At 63.0% G+C, this 18,285-nt stretch carries 17 protein-coding genes; 10 read left to right on the top strand and 7 right to left on the bottom strand.

The features are described from left to right. Positions 1–45 precede the first annotated feature (45 nt). From P5W99_RS34870 to P5W99_RS34835, 8 genes are all read left to right on the top strand, one after another. On the top strand, positions 46–249 hold the full coding sequence (locus tag P5W99_RS34870; protein ID WP_421042648.1) for a hypothetical protein: 204 nt from the start codon (positions 46–48) through the stop codon (positions 247–249). A 64-nt stretch (positions 250–313) separates the two neighbouring features. Next, positions 314–1,795 (top strand): arginine-ornithine antiporter, encoded by a 1,482-nt coding sequence (gene arcD, locus P5W99_RS34865; protein WP_421028341.1) that lies wholly within the window; start codon positions 314–316, stop codon positions 1,793–1,795. A 16-nt stretch (positions 1,796–1,811) separates the two neighbouring features. Further along, positions 1,812–3,068 carry an arginine deiminase gene (arcA, locus tag P5W99_RS34860; protein WP_421028771.1) on the top strand — a complete coding sequence of 419 codons (1,257 nt, stop codon included), beginning with the start codon at positions 1,812–1,814 and terminating at the stop codon, positions 3,066–3,068. Positions 3,069–3,172: 104 nt separating this feature from the next. Continuing rightward, entirely contained in the window at positions 3,173–4,183 is a 1,011-nt protein-coding gene (locus P5W99_RS34855; protein WP_421028340.1) for an ornithine carbamoyltransferase, read from the top strand. 81 nt (positions 4,184–4,264) lie between these two features. Further along, the gene (gene arcC / locus P5W99_RS34850) at positions 4,265–5,215 is read left to right on the top strand and encodes a carbamate kinase (RefSeq protein WP_434665852.1); all 951 of its coding nucleotides are present in this window, start codon (positions 4,265–4,267) and stop codon (positions 5,213–5,215) included. 211 nt (positions 5,216–5,426) lie between these two features. Then, positions 5,427–6,350, top strand: a complete 924-nt coding sequence (locus tag P5W99_RS34845) for a transporter (protein WP_421028339.1) — start codon at positions 5,427–5,429, stop codon at positions 6,348–6,350. A gap of 282 nt (positions 6,351–6,632) precedes the next feature. Beyond that, entirely contained in the window at positions 6,633–7,577 is a 945-nt protein-coding gene (locus P5W99_RS34840; RefSeq protein WP_421028769.1) for a hypothetical protein, read from the top strand. 56 nt (positions 7,578–7,633) lie between these two features. Next, entirely contained in the window at positions 7,634–8,878 is a 1,245-nt protein-coding gene (locus P5W99_RS34835; RefSeq protein WP_421028338.1) for a hypothetical protein, read from the top strand. Between the two features lie 29 nt (positions 8,879–8,907). On the opposite strand, the gene P5W99_RS34830 is transcribed toward P5W99_RS34835, so the two are convergent. From P5W99_RS34830 to P5W99_RS34805, 6 genes are all read right to left on the bottom strand, one after another. Then, positions 8,908–9,486, bottom strand: coding sequence for an HD domain-containing protein (locus P5W99_RS34830; RefSeq protein ID WP_421028337.1), 579 nt, complete (start codon positions 9,484–9,486; stop codon positions 8,908–8,910). A gap of 115 nt (positions 9,487–9,601) precedes the next feature. Then, positions 9,602–10,474: an SDR family NAD(P)-dependent oxidoreductase gene (locus P5W99_RS34825; protein WP_421028336.1), complete on the bottom strand. Its 873-nt coding sequence runs from the start codon at positions 10,472–10,474 to the stop codon at positions 9,602–9,604. A gap of 40 nt (positions 10,475–10,514) precedes the next feature. Further along, a complete protein-coding gene (locus P5W99_RS34820) occupies positions 10,515–11,246 on the bottom strand; it encodes an SDR family NAD(P)-dependent oxidoreductase (RefSeq protein ID WP_421028335.1) in 732 nt (243 codons plus the stop codon). 47 nt (positions 11,247–11,293) lie between these two features. After that, the gene (locus P5W99_RS34815) at positions 11,294–12,592 is read right to left on the bottom strand and encodes an MFS transporter (protein ID WP_421028334.1); all 1,299 of its coding nucleotides are present in this window, start codon (positions 12,590–12,592) and stop codon (positions 11,294–11,296) included. 140 nt (positions 12,593–12,732) lie between these two features. Further along, positions 12,733–13,788, bottom strand: a complete 1,056-nt coding sequence (locus P5W99_RS34810) for a 3-keto-5-aminohexanoate cleavage protein (RefSeq protein ID WP_421028333.1) — start codon at positions 13,786–13,788, stop codon at positions 12,733–12,735. Between the two features lie 64 nt (positions 13,789–13,852). Beyond that, positions 13,853–14,701: a TauD/TfdA dioxygenase family protein gene (locus P5W99_RS34805; protein WP_434665846.1), complete on the bottom strand. Its 849-nt coding sequence runs from the start codon at positions 14,699–14,701 to the stop codon at positions 13,853–13,855. 250 nt (positions 14,702–14,951) lie between these two features. Between P5W99_RS34805 and P5W99_RS34800 the strand changes: the two genes are divergently transcribed. Then, positions 14,952–15,953, top strand: coding sequence for an AraC family transcriptional regulator (locus tag P5W99_RS34800; RefSeq protein WP_434665843.1), 1,002 nt, complete (start codon positions 14,952–14,954; stop codon positions 15,951–15,953). Between the two features lie 14 nt (positions 15,954–15,967). Here the strand turns inward: P5W99_RS34800 and P5W99_RS34795 are convergent, their stop codons facing one another. Beyond that, positions 15,968–16,870, bottom strand: coding sequence for a LysR substrate-binding domain-containing protein (locus tag P5W99_RS34795; RefSeq protein ID WP_434665840.1), 903 nt, complete (start codon positions 16,868–16,870; stop codon positions 15,968–15,970). Positions 16,871–16,988: 118 nt separating this feature from the next. Here P5W99_RS34795 and P5W99_RS34790 point away from each other — a divergent pair, with 118 nt between their 5' ends. Further along, complete coding sequence (locus tag P5W99_RS34790) at positions 16,989–18,257, top strand: MFS transporter (RefSeq protein WP_421028329.1); 1,269 nt, start codon at positions 16,989–16,991, stop codon at positions 18,255–18,257. The last annotated feature ends 28 nt before the right edge of the window (positions 18,258–18,285 follow it).

Genomic DNA, 18,285 nt, shown 5'->3' with positions numbered 1-18,285 from the left:
GTAAAACCCGCCTGCGAGCGTCCGTGCAAGGGCCCATGCAAGGTCGTGAAATGCCGTGAAATGCGGCGCATCGCAGCAATAGACGCCATGGGCCCACGCCAGCAACTCCGCCAGCAATTGATTTCGATCAAATGGCAAAAGTATCGCGTTGCCATCATCGATCTAAATGTCGCTTTTTTAAATCTTTTATCCGCAACGCTATTTTGTTTAGCAATCCAATTAAATATTGGAAATATCGATGTTAGATAACAAATTCTTTGGAAAAACCAGGTGAGCCAGAAAGTCCCTGTTATCTGATTGAAGGAGGCATTTCATGTCTGATTCCGCGTCTGCAACCGGCTCCGGCCCGGCGGCCAAGCCAGCCGTCACTGCCGCGCCCGCCCCGAAACTGCGCCTGGGTGCGCTAACCGCGCTGGTCGTGGGTTCGATGATCGGCGGCGGCATCTTCTCTTTGCCTCAAAACATGGCGGTCAGCGCAGACGCCGGCGCCGTGCTGATCGGCTGGGCCATTACGGCGGTCGGCATGCTGACCCTTGCGTTCGTCTTCCAGACGCTCGCCAACCGCAAGCCCGAGCTCGACGGCGGCGTCTACATCTACGCGAAGGAAGGCTTCGGCGACTACATGGGCTTTTCCTCCGCGTGGGGATACTGGATCAGCGCGTGGCTCGGCAACGTCGGCTACTTTGTTCTCCTCTTCAGCACCTTCGGATATTTTTTCCCGGTCTTCGGCGAAGGCAACACGCCAATCGCCATCGTGTGCGCGTCCGTGCTGCTGTGGGGCGTGCATTTCCTCGTGCTGCGAGGCATCAAGGAAGCAGCCTTCGTCAATCTGATCACCACGATTGCAAAGATCGTCCCAATCGTCCTGTTCATTCTGATCTGCGCCTTCGCTTTCAAGTCGCGCATCTTCGCGAGCGACTTCTTCGGATTGGGCAATCCGAAGCTCGGCAGCATAACGAATCAGGTCCGCAACATGATGCTGGTGACCGTCTGGGTGTTCATCGGGATCGAAGGCGCAAGTATCTTCTCCGCGCGCGCGGAAAGGCGCACCGATGTCGGCAAGGCAACCGTCGTCGGTTTCGTGGGCGTGCTGCTCGTGCTCGTGCTGGTGAACATCCTGTCGCTCGGCATCATGACCCAGCCGCAGCTCGCCGCCTTGCAAAACCCGTCGATGGCCGGCGTGCTCGAGCATGTCGTTGGCCACTGGGGCGCCATCCTGATCAGCGTGGGGCTCGTAATCTCGCTGGCCGGCGCGCTGCTGTCGTGGGTGCTGCTGTGCGCCGAAATCATCTTCTCCGCGGCGCGCGACAGCACGATGCCCAGGTTCGTGCGCAAGGAGAACGCGAAGCATGTGCCGACGAACGCGCTCTGGCTGACCAATGGCCTGACCCAGCTGTTTCTGCTGATCACGCTGTTCTCGAAGGGAACTTACCTGTCCCTGATCTACCTGGCAACGTCCATGATCCTGCTGCCGTACTTTTGGTCGGCGGCCTATGCACTGCTCCTCGCGTGGCGCGGTGAGTCTTATGAGCGCGAACCGAAGGAGCGCACGAAGGACCTCGTGATCTCGGCGATCTCGGTGCTCTACGCGCTCTGGCTGCTCTACGCGGGCGGGCTCAAGTACGTCCTGCTATCGGCGCTGCTTTATGCGCCGGGCGTCCTGCTGTTCGCCAAGGCGAAGCGCGAAGCCGGGCAACCGGTCTTCACACAGCTCGAGAAACTCATTTTCGCGGTGGTCGTGGTCGGCGCAGTCGCCGCCGCATTCGGCCTGTACCGGGGATACCTCACGCTTTAAATTCAGGAGAGACATGATGGGCACGGAAACACCCCGATATGGCGTTCATTCCGAAGCAGGCAAGCTGCGCAAGGTGATGGTGTGCTCGCCCGGCCTTGCGCACCAGCGCCTGACGCCGAGCAATTGCGACGAGTTGCTCTTCGATGACGTCATCTGGCTCAACCAGGCCAAGCGCGATCATTTCGACTTCGTCACCAAGATGCGCGAGCGCGATGTCGAAGTGCTGGAGATGCACAACCTTCTCACAGAGACGGTGCAGAACCCGGAAGCGCTGAAGTGGATCCTCGACCGGAAGGTGCGCCCGAACACGGTCGGCGTCGGCCTCGCCAGCGAGGTTCGGTCGTGGATGGAAAGCCTCGAGCCGCGCAAGCAGGCCGAGTTTCTGATAGGCGGCGTCGTCGCGGAGGACATTCCCGACACTGCCCATAGCAACGCCCTCAAGTTGTTTCGCCAGTATCTGGGTTACTCGAGCTTCGTGCTGCCGCCGCTGCCGAACACGCTCTTCACGCGCGATACGACCTGCTGGATCTATGGAGGCGTGAGCCTCAACCCGATGTACTGGCCAGCCCGCAGGCAGGAAACGCTGCTGACGACGGCGATCTACAAGTTCCATCCCGACTTCGCCGATCAACCGTTCGAGTTCTGGTACGGCGACCCGGACGAGGATCACGGCGCGGCGACGCTCGAAGGCGGCGACGTGATGCCGATCGGCCGCGGCATCGTCCTGATCGGCATGGGCGAGCGCACGTCGCGGCAGGCCATCGGCGCGCTTGCGCAGAGCCTGTTCGCGAAGGGCGCGGCACAGCGCATCATCGTCGCCGGATTGCCGAAATCCCGCGCGGCCATGCATCTGGACACGGTATTCACGTTCTGCGATCGCGATCTCGTCACGGTGTTCCCAGAAGTCGTGAACGAAATCGTCGCGTTCTCGGTGCGGCCCGACGAATCGCAGCCTTCGAATCTGAGCATCCGCCACGAGGGAAAGCCGTTCATCGACGTCGTGGGGGAAGCGCTCGGTCTTCCGAAACTGCGCGTCGTGGAGACGGGCGGCAATAGCTTCGCTGCCGAGCGCGAGCAATGGGACGACGGCAATAACGTCGTCTGCCTCGAGCCCGGCGTGGTCGTCGGCTACGACCGCAACACCTACACGAACACGCTGTTGCGCAAGGCTGGCGTCGAGGTCATCACGATCAGCGCGAGCGAGCTGGGCCGCGGCCGGGGCGGCGGCCACTGCATGACATGCCCGATCGCGCGCGACCCGATCGATTACTGAATCACCCACGCACCTGCCCGCGCACCTGGGCCCGCCCCCGCCGACAACGGGCCCAGCACTCGACAACTTGCTTCCCGCCGGCCCTATTACGTTGGAGAACCGCTATGAGTTTCAATTTGCGCAATCGAAGTCTCCTCAGCCTGATGCATCACACGCCCCGCGAGCTGCGGTATCTCCTCGACCTCTCGCGCGACCTTAAGCGCGCCAAGTACACGGGCACCGAGCAGCAGCATCTGAAGGGCGTGAACATCGCGCTGATCTTCGAGAAAACGTCCACGCGCACGCGCTGTGCATTCGAGGTGGCCGCCTACGACCAGGGCGCGAACGTCACCTACATCGATCCGCATTCCTCGCAGATCGGCCACAAAGAGAGCATGAAGGACACGGCTCGCGTGCTCGGCCGCATGTACGACGCCATCGAGTACCGGGGCTTCAGGCAGGACATCGTCGAAGAGCTGGCGAAGTACGCGGGTGTGCCGGTGTTCAACGGTCTCACAGACGAATATCACCCGACCCAGATGCTCGCCGACGTACTGACGATGCGCGAACACAGCGACAAGCCGCTGCCCCAGATCAGCTATGCGTACCTCGGCGACGCGCGCAACAACATGGGCAACTCGCTGCTCCTGATCGGTGCGAAGCTCGGCATGGACGTGCGTATCGGCGCACCAAAGGCGCTTTGGCCGAACGCGGAGCACATCGAGGCTTGCCAGCACTTTGCCGCCGAAAGCGGCGCCCGTCTGACGCTGACCGAGGATGCGCAGGCCGCCGTCAATGGCGTGGACTTCGTGCATACGGACGTCTGGGTTTCGATGGGTGAACCGGTCGAGGCGTGGGGCGAGCGCATCGGCGAGCTGCTGCCTTACCAGGTCAACATGGCGTTGATGAAAGCCGCGCAAAACGCGCAGGTGAAGTTCATGCACTGCCTGCCCGCGTTCCATAACAGCGAGACTGAGGTCGGCAAGAAGATCGCCCAGCAGTACCCGGCGCTCGCTAACGGGATCGAAGTGACCGAGGATGTCTTCGAGTCGCCGCTCAATATCGCCTTCGAGCAAGCCGAGAACCGTATGCACACGATCAAGGCGATCCTCGTCTCCACGCTTGCCGACCTCTGAGCCGCGTGGCCCCGGCTGACGCTGCGCGCCCGATGAAAGGGCGCGCAGCGCGCCATCGAAACGAATTTTGAAAGGGGCAGCATGATGCGTATCGTCATAGCCTTGGGCGGGAACGCCCTCTTGCGGCGCGGCGAGCCGATGACCGCCGAAAAGCAGCGCGAAAACGTGCGAATCGCAGCGCAGCAGATCGCGCAGATCGCGCCAGACAACGAGCTGGTGATCGCGCACGGCAACGGCCCGCAAGTCGGCCTGCTCGCGCTGCAGGGCGCGGCCTACAAGGAAGTCGAAACCTATCCGCTCGACGTGCTCGGCGCGCAGACCGAAGGCATGATCGGCTATCTGATCGAACAGGAGCTCGGCAACCTGCTGCCCTATGAAGTCCCGTTCGCGACGATCCTGACCCAGGTCGAAGTCGACGCGCACGATCCCGCGTTCCGCAACCCGACCAAGCCGATCGGCCCGGTCTATGACAAAGCGGAGGCCGAGCGTCTTGCCAAGGAACGCGGCTGGAGCATCGCGCCGGACGGCGACAAGTTTCGGCGCGTCGTTGCGAGCCCCCGGCCGAAGCACATCTTCGAAATCCGGCCGGTCAAGTGGCTGCTCGACCACGGCACGATCGTCATCTGCGCGGGCGGCGGCGGCATACCGACCTGCTACGACGAGGCGCGCGAGCATTTGACCGGAGTCGAAGCCGTGATCGACAAGGACCTGTGTTCCGCGCTGCTTGCCGAAGAGCTGGACGCCGACCTGCTGATCATCGCCACCGATGTCGATGCGGCCTATGTCGACTGGGGCCAGCCGGGCCAGAAGGCCATCGCGCAGGCCCACCCCGACGCGCTCGAGAAGCTGGGCTTCGCTGCGGGATCGATGGGGCCGAAGATCCAGGCGGCGATCGAGTTCGCGCGCAATACCGGCAAGGACGCGGTGATCGGTTCGTTATCGGACATCGTTGCGATTACGACGCGCCAGGCCGGCACCCGCATCAGCATCACCGAGCCCGGCATCCAGTATCGCGCGGTAGCGGCCGGCTAACGCCGTAGCGCATCATGCCTCCAGTGAAAGCCGCGATGGCGGTAAGGGGCGCGGACGCCGAACCGGCGCCCGCCGCTGCGCGCTAAGCGCCGAACGTCACTAGCAGGGATCCGACCAAAGTCTTATTCATCGTGTCGAATGGCACTGCTATGCTGGACCTCGCCGTGCAGCGCCGCACGGCACCATTCCCGATACTCCGATCTGAACTGCGATGAGCAGGCGAGCCGCTCACTGGAGGCATGCGTGCTTCGGCACCGCCGTGCTGCTCTGGCAGGCGGGTGCGCCGCACGCCCAGGAACTGGAGCCGCGAGCCTATTCCGCCTCCCCGGTCGGCACGAATTTCATTGTCGCCGGCTACTCGCACGTGAGCGGAGACGTTCTCACCGACCCTTCCCTCCCGGTGAGCGGCGTACGCGCGCAAGTCGACAATTTTGTGCTCGGCTACGTGCGCACATTCGCGCTCGCCGGTCACACGGCGTCGTTTGGCCTGGTCGTTCCGTTCCAGCGCGGGGACCTGAGCGGGCTCGTCATCGACGCGCCGACCCAGATCCACCGCGGCGGCATGGGCGACATGCAGATGCGATTCGCCTTCAACCTGTTCGGCAATCCCCCGCTTTCGCCCGAGGAATTCGCGCAAGCGCCGCCTCGCACTTCGCTGGGCATCAGCCTGACGGTCCAGGCGCCCACTGGCCAGTACGCTCCCTGGCGTCTCGTCAACCTGGGAAACAATCGCTGGGCGTTCAGACCTGAAATCGGCGTATCGCAGCCGTGGGGAAACTGGTTCTTCGAGGCTTCGGCGGGCGTTTTCTTCTTCACCGCCAACACGAACTTCGTCAACGGACATGAGCGCAGCCAGGCGCCGCTCGCGTTCACGCAGTTCCATGGCGGCTACACCTTCCGCCCCGGCTTATGGCTTGCCGTCGATCTCGGTTATGCCTTGGGCGGCGGCGCGAGTGTGGATGGTGCGTCGAGCGGCGGTTCCCAGGCGAACCTGCGCGGCGGCGTCACGCTCGCGGTGCCGATCGCGCGCGGCTGGTCGGCCAAGCTCGCCTGGTCGCGCGGCTTCGTCACGCGGGCGGCGGGCAATTACCAGATCGTGACGGTGGCGCTTCAATATCGCTGGTTCGACCGGTGACCACGCATCGCCGCCCGATAATCGCGACGTTTGCGGCGAAGGCGCGCGATTGACGGAGATCAACGAGCCGGAGGGACGAAATACTAGAGTGAAGGCGAACGGTTTCCCGGTTTCCGATGCGCGGTTCTTCATTGCGCCAGGCGGGTCCGTGGGATAGCCGACGTTGCAGGCGGTCCTGGTTGCACGACACCCTTGAAAGGTAGCGATATGGGTTTGCTAGCTCGCTTTATGAGTCCCTCACGAGCCCCGGGCGCGCGTGATGAGGGCGCCCGCGTGGACGAAATGATCGAACGTGTCGTCGCCATGGAGCCCCGTCTGCGGTTGGCGCAGCATTACCGCAAACGCCTTGGCGAATCGATCCGCCTCTCGCTTCGCTACATCGACGATCTGACCGGTTCGTTGCCCGCGCCTCACGAGGCCAACATGGCAGCGTGGTCGACCGATCCGTTGATTCGCGCATTCTTTGCGACGTCCGACGACCTGCCAAAAGCATTCAGCCGCTCGGAGACGTTACGCGAATACTTCGATCAGAATCCTGATATGACGCACGCCTACGTCACGCTCGGGATGGCGATGATGGAGCGGCACGTGCTGGGTGTCGCCCTGGAAGGCGATTCAGTACGTCATGAAGTGCCGCAGACCAAGCTGTGTTTCCTGGACCATCGCGTCAGCATCTGCGCGCGCTCGGCCCCGGATCTGCGGGAGGAAATCGTGCGCCGTCTGATCGATCAACTGGCGCTGGAAGGACTGGCCAAACTCGCCGCCGACCGGCGCGAGCTGGTCGAAAAAGGACGCGAACTGCTCGAGGCGCGCGTGAAGTTGCTGGAGCAGCAGGGTACGGGTATTCGCTCTCTGGTAGGCGACGCACCAGACACCGCAGCGGACGAACTGAAAAGACTGCAGGCCCAAATCGAAGAAAACGCGCGCGAACTGGCGGCGCTTCGCGTGCCGACCGAGGCGATCGAGCTCGAACTGGAGCGGGTCTGCGAGGTGTTTTCCACGCCTGCGGAGCACATCTACGTCGAGCAGCGCAATGTCCGTCTGGACCTGATGAACGTGGTGAGGAACGACGAAACACAGGCCAGCCGCATCATGGAGTTTCGCCTCGCACGCATTCCCGGTGATCCGCCTCGCATGCGCGCGTTCGCACTCGTGCGATTTCCACGTGCCGAACTCCTGCCAGCCGGACTGCATATCGACGCCGCAACACGCGCGTCGTGGCACTGAAGCAGGCCTGTGCGGTCCCAAGGTGAACTCGAATTCGAGAGCAAGGGTGCCCAGCGATGAATCACTTATTTCATTCAGGATCACGAAGAATAGACCGTGCGGCGCCAACCGCCGCAGATATTCTGAACGATACGCAAAATTTTTCGCTGGTGCTGGGCGGTCCCCTTTTCCAGCTTCTGCGCCGCACGCGCATGGCCGACGATGCGCTGGAACTGGTGCGCCAGCGGGTTCTCGTCATCGCGCTCGCGGCGTGGCTACCGCTCCTGGCGCTAGCCGCGCTGGACGGGCATTTGCTCGACAAGCGCGTGGCCGTGCCATTCCTGCTGGATCTGGAAGTTCACATCCGCTTCCTGGTGGCCGTGCCGCTTTTGATCATCGCGGAGCTGGTGGTGCATCGGCGCATGCGTCCCATCGCGCGGGCATTCCTCGACCGCAAGATCATTCCGGAAGCGTCGGCGGCGCGGTTCGACGAGGCAATCAGGTCGGTATTCCGTCTGCGCAACTCCGTGGCTGCCGAGCTGCTGATGATCGCGCTGGTATACGGTGTTGGCATCCTTGTCGTGTGGCGCCAATACACCGCAATGCAAGCGACTTCGACATGGTACGCAACACCCACGCCAGAAGGCTTGAAACTTTCGCTCGCCGGATATTGGTATGCCTACGTGAGCGTTCCGCTATTCCAGTTCCTGTTGATCCGCTGGTACTTCCGGCTGTTCGTCTGGATGCGGTTTCTCTGGCGAGTGTCGCGCATCGATCTCAGCCTCGTTCCGACTCATCCCGATCGCGTCGGCGGTCTGGGATTCCTTGCCAATACCGTCTATGCCTTCACGCCCCTGCTTGCCGCGCACGGCGCAATGCTCGCTGCCCAGTTCGCCAACCGCATTTTCTACGCCGGGGTCGCACTCACCGAATTCAAGGTAGAGACCGCAACGATGGTGCTCTTCCTGCTGTGCCTGGTCTTTGGTCCGTTACTGGTTTTCGCGCCGCAACTGGCCCAGGCGAAGCGGACTGGCCTGAGTGAATACGGCACCCTGGCGCAACGGTACGTGCGCGAATTCGACGCCAAGTGGCTGCGAGGCGGCTCGCCCGATGACGAGGCGCTGGTGGGCAGCGGCGATATTCAGTCGCTCGCGGATCTCGCCAACAGTTTCGACGTTGTCCGAACCATGCGTATCGCGCCCATTACCAAAGATGCCATTATTCGCCTCGCAGCCGCGGTACTTGTGCCCATCGTGCCGCTGGCGCTCACGATGATGTCGCTGGAGGACCTGCTGAAAAGACTGTTCGGATTGATACTCTGAAAGCATCGATCGATGATCGATTCACACGTTCACGCGTCCGCGGTAATCGTTTTATAGATCGATCGCTTTGGCGCCTTCATCACCCGACGCACAATCGGCTCGAATACGTCGATCGGCCAGGTCTCCGCAGAGGGGTCGAACGCAGGGTCGTCGTAGAGATCGACGAACTCGAGCGTATGTTGATAATGGCGATGCGCCCTGAGCTGCTCACGCATATTGCGGTCCATGCCAATATGGTGAAAGAAGTTGTGCCCCTGTACGATGCCGTGGTGCTCGATCATCCAGAGGTTCGCTTCGGAAACAAACGGTTTGAGTATGGCGGCCGCGATCTCTGGGTGATTGTACGAGCCGAGCGTATCGCCGATATCGTGAAGCAGTGCGCAAACCACGTACTCGTCGTCACGGCCATCCTTCAGCGCCATCGTGGCGGTCTGCAGGCAGTGGTGGTAGCGATCTATCGGAAATCCGCTGTATTCCCCTTCCAGCAGCTTCAGGTGCGCAAGTACACGCTCGGGAAGTTTGAAAAAGTACTCCGCAGCCTGGGGCTTGATGATCTCCCAGTCCTCCCGGGTGCTGTCCTGCATGCGTTTGAACGTGGCCAGTTTCATGGTGTGGCATCGTGGGATCGGGTGAGTGAACCGATCAAGCGGATGAGCGCGCGCCGCCCTGCCCTCGCGCGATTCCGCCGATCGGTGATCGGGGTGTTCGCCATGCATGCGCCGCTCAGATCACGGCGCCTCCGTTGGGGCTGATGACCTGCCCGACAAAGTAGTGATCGCCTGCGAGGAACGTTGCCACCGAGGCATATTCGTCCATCGTGCCAAACCGCCCGGCCGGTATGACCTGCCAGAACCGGTTGCGCGCCTCTTCGCCTATGGAGCCCAGATAGTGTTCGAAGAACGGCGTCTGCACCCCGCCTGGCGCGAGCGCGTTGACAAGAATGTTGCCCCCGGCGACCTCGGCCGCGACGGACTTCGTGAACGCGATCACCGCCCCCTTCGACGCGCTGTAGTGCGGACTGTGCGCGCTAATGGGCGAAATTCCCGCGATGGACGCGAGATTCACGATGCGGCCATAGCTTTGCGGCTGCATCAACCTGAGGGCTTCGCGCGTGCAGTAGAACATGCCGTGCACATTGACATCCCAGTAGCGATGCCAGTCCTCGTCCGTGATCTCGCTCGTGAAACCAAGGGCCTGCCGGGGTTGCGGCGTCGTGATGTACGCGTAGTGCTTGTTGCGCCGCGCCTCGTCGTCGGCCGCCGTCGGTCCCAGCGCCGCGTTATTCACCAGAATGTGCAGCGTGCCAAAGCGCTCGACGATCGCGGCGAACATGTCTTTCACATTGCTGCTCGACGTGATGTCACATCCGAGCGCCATACAGCGGGCTCCAATGGCTTCGACGGCTGCCCGCGTCTCCTCGAGGGCGGGCAGATTGACATCGCAGATGACGATGTCCGCGCCCGCTCTCGCGAAATGCCGGGCGATGATGCCACCGAGGCCACGGCCTGCTCCGGTGATGAGGGCGACGCGGCCCGCGAGGGTCCGCACGTTCGCAGTCGCTTCGCTGGACTGGCCAACCTGCTCTTTCATAAGCATGAATCTCTCCGCTATTCGTGTAATGGGTTGCCTGCGCGGCTCACGCGCGGCGCATCAGGCTGTAGCTTTGTGCCGTCGGACCACCATCGGGCATGCTGGCCATGAACAGGGCCAACGGCACCACGTCTTCGGGTTGCTTGGCCCATTCGCCAGCGGGCATGGGCACATCGCGGGTCATGTCGGTCCTGACGGGGCCCGGAATGAGTTCGTTGACGCTGATGTTGTAGTCGAGCAGTTCCACGGCCAGCGACTGGGTCAGCATCCACAGACCGCTCTTGGAGCAGGAATAGGCGGAGAACCCCGGCACCGGGCGGTTGCGCTGGCCTGAGCCCACCATGATGATCTTGCCCGCCCCGCGCCGCCGCAGATGCGGGATGGCCGCGTGCGCGGTGTGGTAGGCCCCGTTCAGATTGATGTCGATCGTCTTGCGCCACGCTGCGGGATCGCTGTCTTCGATCCTGCGCAGGTCCGATGCGACACCCGCGTTGACCACCACAATATCGACGCCGCCGAAGACCTCGCTCGCGCGGCGCAACAGTGCAACCGTGTCCTCGTAGTTGCCGACATCCGCCGTCTGGGCGATCGCGGTTCCTCCCGCCTCGCGGATCAGGGCGGCGGTTTCCATGATCTCTTTCTCGCTGCGCGCACTGCACACAACGGAGGCGCCGGCGCGCGCATACGCGAGGGCAATCGCGCGCCCAATTCCGCGGCCGGCGCCGGTAATCACGGCCACCCTGCCGTCGAGGGAGCGCGGTGTACTCGTCTGTGCCATCAAGAACTCCTGTATGAATTGAGAGGCGGAGCTACGCGCCGCTACACTCAGGTTGCCTGGAATCGGTTCAGGTCGCGTTCGTAAGTCACCCTGGCGCAGGCGAAAGCGAGCGCCGCGCCGACGGAGACGAGCGGGATCCACTGCAGGGCGCCAAGCAAACCGATCCGGTCTGCCAGTACCCCGGTAACGTAAGGTCCCGGCGCGCCGCCGAGCAGGTTGTTGGCGAGCGTCAATGTGGCTAGCGCCGTTGAATGCATCGAGGCATGCACGAGGTTCGTTGCCATCGCACCGGCGGCCCCCCAGGTCCCGGCGGCAAGAAACACACCCGCGGCGAGGACCGCGAACTGGGCGCCGCCGTCTTCCATCCGCATGGCTATCATCAGCAGTACGCATGAACCGAGGCAGTAACCGATAGCCAGCGTGACCTTGCTGCGAGCCGATTTTCGCGCGGCCCAGTCCGTGACCATCCCGCAGAGCGCCATGCCCACGCCGCTCACGATCAGCATGACCGCGGCGGAGAGGGCGGCTTTCGCCGGAGCCATGTGATGGTAGCGATTGAGATAGCTGGGCAGCCAGGCGATGATGGCGTAGGCAGTAAAGAGCTGCAAACCACTGCCCACATAGGTGAAAACCAGCGTTGGCGTGCAAAAGAGCGATCGAACGAGCTTCGGCAACGACTTTGAAACGCCTTGCGGCCCGCCCTCCTGGCAACGCGCATGACGCTTCACGCGGGCTTCGGTGACCGTCGCGGCGCACGCCAGGACAAGCAGGAGGCCGAACAGCGCCATCCCGACGAAAGCGGCGCGCCAGCCAAAGCGGGCCGCGACCACGCCGCCCGCTGCCATGCCAAGCACCGAGCCGAGCATCCCGGCCGATGTGAAGGCGCCCGTGAGCGTGGCGCGCATCGAGGCAGGAAACACACTCAGGATGATGGCGAGACCGACGCTACCGTAACCGGCCTCGCCGATCCCGACGAGCAGACGCGCAGTCAGCATATGACCGTAGTTTTCCGCGACCCCGCATCCAAGCGTGGCGAGACTCCAGAAGAGCGCCATCAGCACGACGCTTCGCGTGCGGTTCCAGCGATCGGCGAGCAGTGCGGCCGGAAAGGCCAGCATGCCAACCATCAGGCCGACCACGCCGCTAAGCAGGCCCAGTTGCGCGTCGGTGAGGTACCACTGGGACTTCAGTTGCGGGAACACCGCGTTCAGCACCTGTCTCGACATGTAGTCGGAGAGCATGAGGCCGAAGATCAAGCCGAACACCACCCAGGGATACACGCGCGAGCGGGTTGCCCGCACCGGGACGGCGCGCCCGGCAAACGAACCGATATTCTCTTCCAGCATGGCTTCCCCTTGTTCCTTGCCACGTGCGAGGCGTAAGGACGTTGACTCAGTGAAAACGCGGCAGACCGCGAAAGTCCTGGCAGACCGGCAGGCAATGCGCCCATGAGCGGCACCGCCATGCCGGACGCACGACCTTTCGTTCAGGCAGCGCGCAGCTGGCGATCCGTCAATCCCGCTTTGCGGTTCGGCGTCATGCCGTTGGCGGCCAGCGTCTCGTCGATCGTTTCGTACTGCACACCGATGCGGTAGATCTCGCGTGCTTCCTTGCCCGTGGCGATTTCACGGCCCAGTTCGCGCGCCACGCGCACACACTGCTCGATCTGCTGCATCGATGTGAAGCGCTTGCCGTGCTGGTCGATGATCGTGTCTTCGATGCCGCAGCGCGGATGCAGACCCATGGACATCGCCATCATGTTGAACGGCAGAACGTTCTTCATCAGCGACTCGGCGGTGAGCGTGCAGCCGTCGGGTGCGCGATGGACGAAGTTGAAGAAGTTGAAGGGGTTCGGCCCGTCGAAGCCGCCGCCGATGCCAATCCACGTGAGATTCAGCGGGCCCTTGTACACGCCCTTGCGCACGAGGCGCTCGAGCGTTTCGAGCGCGTGGATGCCGGTGAGCTGGAAGTGCGGCTGGATACCCGAAGCCTGCAGGCGGCGCAGATGCTCGTCGACCCATGCCGGCCCAGCCGGCACCGTCATTTCGCTATAGGCGGCCATGAACGCGGGATTGGACAGCGAAGTGCCTTGCAGATGCTCCGGATAGAGCAGCTCCATGATGTTCATCTGCGTGGTGTTGATCGCCACCGTCACCTGATCGGGCTTCGGGTCGAGTTCGGCCAGCATGTGGCGGGTGTCGTCCGAGAGCCACTTCGCGGCCTGGCCTGCGTCTTCCGGCGCGAACGAAATCGAGCCGCCGACCTGGATGATCATGTCCGGTACGGCCGCGCGCACACCGGCGATCAGCTCGTTGAACTTCGAGAGGCGCTTCGAGCCCTTGCCATCCAGTTCGCGCACGTGCAGGTGCAGCACCGTTGCGCCCGCGTTGTAGCAATCCACGGCCTTCTGGATCTGCTCTTCCATGGTGACGGGAATGTCCTCGGGAAAGTCCTCGGGCATCCATTCCGGGCCGTACGGTGCGACAGTGATGACGACCTTGTCCTGATTTTCGGGGTGCAGCGAATCATCCAGAAATTGCATGGCTTGTGTCTCCTGGCAGGGTGATCGGGTCGCGAATGCGACCAGGGGCTGGCGCCGCGCCGAATCAGAACGGTGTGTCGCCGATGATCGTGGCGCGGTCCATCTTGCGATGGCACGGGGGGTAATCCATCACGGCGTAGTGCTGGGTGCTGCGGTTGTCCCAGATCGCGACGCTGTGCTTCGTCCAGCGCCAGCGCACCTGGTGCTCCGGGACATATGCCTGACTCAGGAGGTAACCCAGCAACTGGGCGGCGCCCGGGTTGGCGTCCTGGCCGAAACGCACGCGCTGCGGCGTGTGGTAGTTGGTGAAGTGCGTCGTGAATGCATTGACGAACAACACCTTTTCACCGGTCACGGGATGTATGCGTACTACCGGGTGCTCGGCGTCCGGATACTGCGCCTTCAGGGCAAGACGCTTTTCGATCGGCATTGCCGCACCGAAACTCGCCTCGATGCTGTGGCGAGCCCGCAAGTCCGCGATTTGTTGCTTGACAGGGCCGGGCAAGTTTTCATAGGCCAGCGCCATGTTGGCCCACATGGTGTCGCCGCCTACCGGCGGGCACTCGCGACAGCGCAGCACGCAACCCAGCGGGGGCGCCTCACGCCAGGTGGCGTCGGTGTGCCATACGTTCTCGTAGCGTGGCGTCGGCTGGCCCGGATCCTTGTAGATGCGGACCAGTCCCGGATGCTCCGGGTCGCTGCCGGCGACCGGGTGGTCTTCGAGTTGACCGAAGCGGCGTGCAAAAGCAACGAGCTCGGCGCTCGTGATGTCCTGGTCGCGCAGAAACAGCACGCGATACGTGAGCAGGGCCGCATGGATGCTGGCAAACAGGCCGTCATCGTGAATGGCGCGAGCCAGGTTCACGCCAAACAGCTCAGCACCGATCGAACAGGTAAGCGGCTCGATTCTCATGGAAGTCCCATCAGACGGTGAAGACCGGACTGATCGCTTCAGGCGCGCCGACCTCGACGGGCTCCCACCGCATGACTGCCGGACCGGCAGTCTCGTACCTCGCATAACCCATGATGTGTTCCTCTCCGTCCTTGTTGATCGAACCGCATTCCCGTGCATTGGCGTGAGCACAGTGTCAACGAATGGCGATGGAGGAGTTTGACAATCGGTGGCACGGGCTTTACATTTTGTGGCACTGGTGGAGACCCCTATGCCGTCGTTGCTGAGAAGCGCGAGCCTGACCAATTTTGTGACTGTCGCCCGCGAAGTGGGGCTGAGTCCCGATATGCAACTTCGCCGCGCCGGCATCAGTGCGGCTGCCCTGCTCGATCCGGACATCCGGCTTCCCGCGCAGCCGGCCATGCGCATGCTCGAAGAATCCGCCGAGATAAGCGGCGCGCAGGATTTCGGGCTTCGCATGGGCGAGACGCGCCAGTTCGCCAATCTTGGCCCGTTGACCATTGCCTTGCAGGAGGCCCCCACCCTGCGACGGGCGCTCGAATCGTTTTCTCGTTACGTGCGTCTGCAGAATGAGGCGATGGCGACCCGCTTGCAGGAAGAGGGCGATGTCGCGCTGCTCATCGTAGAGGTCCTCGGTTTGGGGCCTGGAACGTTTCGACAATCGGTCGAGTTGGTCGTCTGCGTCCTGCATCGCACGCTCACAACACTTCTGGGCAGCGACTGGAAGCCACGCGGCATCTGTTTTTCCCACCGGCCGCCGGCCAGTCTTGCCACCCACCGGCGCATCTTCCGCATGCCCGTCGATTTCAAGCAGGACTTCAATGGGATCGTGCTCTCGAGAGCCGATCTGGATACCCCTATCTCCTCGTACGATCCCCTGCTCGCGTCACATGCACGGGTTTTCCTCGATGCGAAGCTGGCCCAGTCAAACGCCGGCATGGCCGAGAAAGTCACGCAACTCATCTTTGCGCTGCTGCCGGTTGGCGAATGTGACTCGAACCAGGTGGCACAGAAACTTGGCATGCACCGGAAGACGCTCTATCGGCACCTTGCTGAACACGGCCATACCTGGTCATCGCTCGTCGACGAAGTACGGGCCGAACTGGTGACGCGCTATGTCGAGTCCGATGAGCGCCCCTTTACCGACGTGGCGAGGCTGTTGGGCTTCTCGTCGTTGAGCGCGTTTTCGAGGTGGTTCACGGCGCGCTACGGCTGTGCCCCTTCGTCGTGGAGGCGAAGCCGCAAACGCTAGCGATGCTTTATCCGCTAGCGCTCGAACTCCGTGCCTCGCACCGCCTCGATCAAATAATCCACAAACGAGGCAATGCGCGCCGAAATCGCGGTATTCCGGTAGTACACCGCATTAATCGGCTGCCGGACCTCCTGAGTCTGACGCGCGAAAAGCGGCACGAGCACGCCGTCGCGCCGGTCGCGCGCCGTCATGAAATCGGACAGACAGACAATGCCCGCGCCGGCCAGCGCCAGCTGACGCAGCGTCTCGCCGCTCGACGACCAGATGGCCGGCGCGACGCGATACGGCTCATTGTCCGGCCCCAGAATCGGCCAGACGTTGAGGGCCTCGGGCTGATTGAAGCCCAGCAGCACGTGCTTCGCGAGATCTTCCACGCGCTTCGGGTGGCCATGGGCCTCAAGATACGCGGGGCTCGCAAGAATCCGCACGCGGCTGCAGCCCACGAGTTTGCCATGCAGCGTGGAGTCCTTGAGCGCGCCGATGCGGATCGCAACGTCGGTGCGCCGCTCCAGCAAGTCGATGAACCCCTCGTTGCTATTGAGCTCCAGTTCCACCTGCGGGTAGCGCTCGCGGTAGCCCTGCACCAGCGGCACGATCACGTGGAGCATGAATGGCGTGGCCGCATCCACGCGCAGCCGGCCCGACGGGCGCTCGCGGCGCGCGGCCATCTGCTCCTCCGCGCCCTCCACCGAAGCGATGATCGCCCGCGCGTCGTTCAGAAACGCGCGCCCTTCCTCGGTCAATTCCAGACGCCGCGTCGTGCGGCGCAGCAGCGTGGTCTTGAGCTTGTCCTCCAGCCGCCCGAGCGTGCGGCTCGTGGCCGAGATCGTCAGGCCGAGTTGCTGCGCGGCGGCCGTGATCGATCCGCTATCGACCACGCTGACAAAGGCTTGCAGCTCGTCCAGGGTGATTTTCATTGTTGATTTCAAATCAAAACATATTCCCTTATAAGCCTGTTTTTCGTCAAAAGTAAAGCGTGCACACTACGTCCTCACCATGAATGCACATTCCACGAAACGTAACGGAGCATCGAGCATGAACGTGAATGCACCTGAAAAGACCGCGCCGGTTCTACCGGCCAGCGCGGAGAAAAGCGAACAAGGAAGCGCCTGGCTTTCGTTGCTGGCGCTCGCCATGGGCGCGTTCAGCATCGGCACAACGGAGTTTTCGCCGATGGGGCTGCTGCCCGTGATCGCCGAAGGCGTGCACGTGTCGATCCCGACCGCCGGCATGCTGATCACCACCTACGCGATCGGTGTGATGGTCGGCGCGCCGCTGATGACGCTCGCATTCTCGCGCTGGTCGCGCAGAACGGCGCTCATCGCGCTCATGAGCCTTTTCGTGATCGGCAATCTGCTCTCGGCGGTGTCGTCGAACTACACCACGCTGATGCTCGCGCGGCTCGTCACGAGCCTCAATCATGGAGCGTTCTTCGGGCTCGGCTCGCTCGTGGCGGCAAGCGTCGTGCCGCGTCACAAGCAGGCCAGCGCCGTCGCCACCATGTTCATGGGTCTGACCATCGCCAACATCGGCGGCGTGCCCGCCGCGACGTGGCTCGGCCAGACGATCGGCTGGCGCATGTCGTTCGCGGCCACCGCCGCGCTGGGCGTGCTCACGATGCTGATTCTGCGCATGGCGCTGCCCAAGGGCGAAGCCGGAAAGGTGCCGCACGTGCGCGGCGAATTGAAGGTGCTCACCCGCCCCGTGGTGTTGATGGCGATGGCGACCACCGTGCTGGGCTCGGGTGCGATGTTCACGCTCTACACCTATATCGCGCCGACCCTCGAACATCTTGCCGGCGCATCGCCCTCGTTCGTGACGGTCATGCTGGTGCTCGTGGGCGTGGGCTTCTCGATCGGCAACGTGGCCGGCGGACGGCTCGCGGACCGCTCGCTCAATGGCAGCCTGATCGTGTTCCTGACCCTGCTGGTGGCCATCATGCTGGCCTTTCCGTTGCTGGCGAGGCATCACGTCGGCGCCGCGATTGCGGTGGTCGTATGGGGCATCGCCACCTTTGCGGTCGTGCCGCCCTTGCAGATGCGCGTCATGCGCGCCGCTTCGGAAGCGCCGGGGCTCGCCTCGTCGGTCAATGTGGGCGCGTTCAATCTCGGCAATGCGCTGGGCGCGGCCGCGGGCGGTGCGGCGATTTCAGCGGGCTTCAGCTACGCCGCCGTGCCCATCGTGGGCGCGATGATCGCCACTTCGGGACTCGCGCTGGTGTTCGTGCAGATGGCCTTGCAGCGCAAACAGCCCAACGGTGGCTCGCACAGCTCGGCGCGCGATCTCCCGTCGACCCATATTTGATTTTTTCCCCACACGGCAACGGAGAACC

Source organism: Paraburkholderia sp. A3BS-1L (assembly GCF_051125215.1).
GTDB lineage: Bacteria > Pseudomonadota > Gammaproteobacteria > Burkholderiales > Burkholderiaceae > Paraburkholderia.
The sequence above is the reverse complement of the archived record's forward strand: the minus strand, read 5'-3'. Positions and strand labels throughout refer to the sequence as shown.

What these genes read in the sequence shown, in the direction of transcription:
- P5W99_RS34810 (WP_421028333.1), bottom strand. Translation starts at nt 13,788, where the DNA reads ATGCAATTTCTGGATGATTCGCTGCACCCCGAAAATCAGGACAAGGTC.
- arcD (WP_421028341.1), top strand. Translation starts at nt 314, where the DNA reads ATGTCTGATTCCGCGTCTGCAACCGGCTCCGGCCCGGCGGCCAAGCCA.
- P5W99_RS34790 (WP_421028329.1), top strand. Translation starts at nt 16,989, where the DNA reads ATGAACGTGAATGCACCTGAAAAGACCGCGCCGGTTCTACCGGCCAGC.
- P5W99_RS34825 (WP_421028336.1), bottom strand. Translation starts at nt 10,474, where the DNA reads ATGCTTATGAAAGAGCAGGTTGGCCAGTCCAGCGAAGCGACTGCGAAC.
- P5W99_RS34845 (WP_421028339.1), top strand. Translation starts at nt 5,427, where the DNA reads ATGAGCAGGCGAGCCGCTCACTGGAGGCATGCGTGCTTCGGCACCGCC.
- P5W99_RS34840 (WP_421028769.1), top strand. Translation starts at nt 6,633, where the DNA reads ATGATCGAACGTGTCGTCGCCATGGAGCCCCGTCTGCGGTTGGCGCAG.
- arcC (WP_434665852.1), top strand. Translation starts at nt 4,265, where the DNA reads ATGATGCGTATCGTCATAGCCTTGGGCGGGAACGCCCTCTTGCGGCGC.
- P5W99_RS34835 (WP_421028338.1), top strand. Translation starts at nt 7,634, where the DNA reads ATGAATCACTTATTTCATTCAGGATCACGAAGAATAGACCGTGCGGCG.
- P5W99_RS34815 (WP_421028334.1), bottom strand. Translation starts at nt 12,592, where the DNA reads ATGCTGGAAGAGAATATCGGTTCGTTTGCCGGGCGCGCCGTCCCGGTG.
- P5W99_RS34820 (WP_421028335.1), bottom strand. Translation starts at nt 11,246, where the DNA reads ATGGCACAGACGAGTACACCGCGCTCCCTCGACGGCAGGGTGGCCGTG.
- P5W99_RS34800 (WP_434665843.1), top strand. Translation starts at nt 14,952, where the DNA reads ATGCCGTCGTTGCTGAGAAGCGCGAGCCTGACCAATTTTGTGACTGTC.
- P5W99_RS34805 (WP_434665846.1), bottom strand. Translation starts at nt 14,701, where the DNA reads ATGAGAATCGAGCCGCTTACCTGTTCGATCGGTGCTGAGCTGTTTGGC.
- P5W99_RS34795 (WP_434665840.1), bottom strand. Translation starts at nt 16,870, where the DNA reads ATGAAAATCACCCTGGACGAGCTGCAAGCCTTTGTCAGCGTGGTCGAT.
- P5W99_RS34855 (WP_421028340.1), top strand. Translation starts at nt 3,173, where the DNA reads ATGAGTTTCAATTTGCGCAATCGAAGTCTCCTCAGCCTGATGCATCAC.
- arcA (WP_421028771.1), top strand. Translation starts at nt 1,812, where the DNA reads ATGGGCACGGAAACACCCCGATATGGCGTTCATTCCGAAGCAGGCAAG.
- P5W99_RS34830 (WP_421028337.1), bottom strand. Translation starts at nt 9,486, where the DNA reads ATGAAACTGGCCACGTTCAAACGCATGCAGGACAGCACCCGGGAGGAC.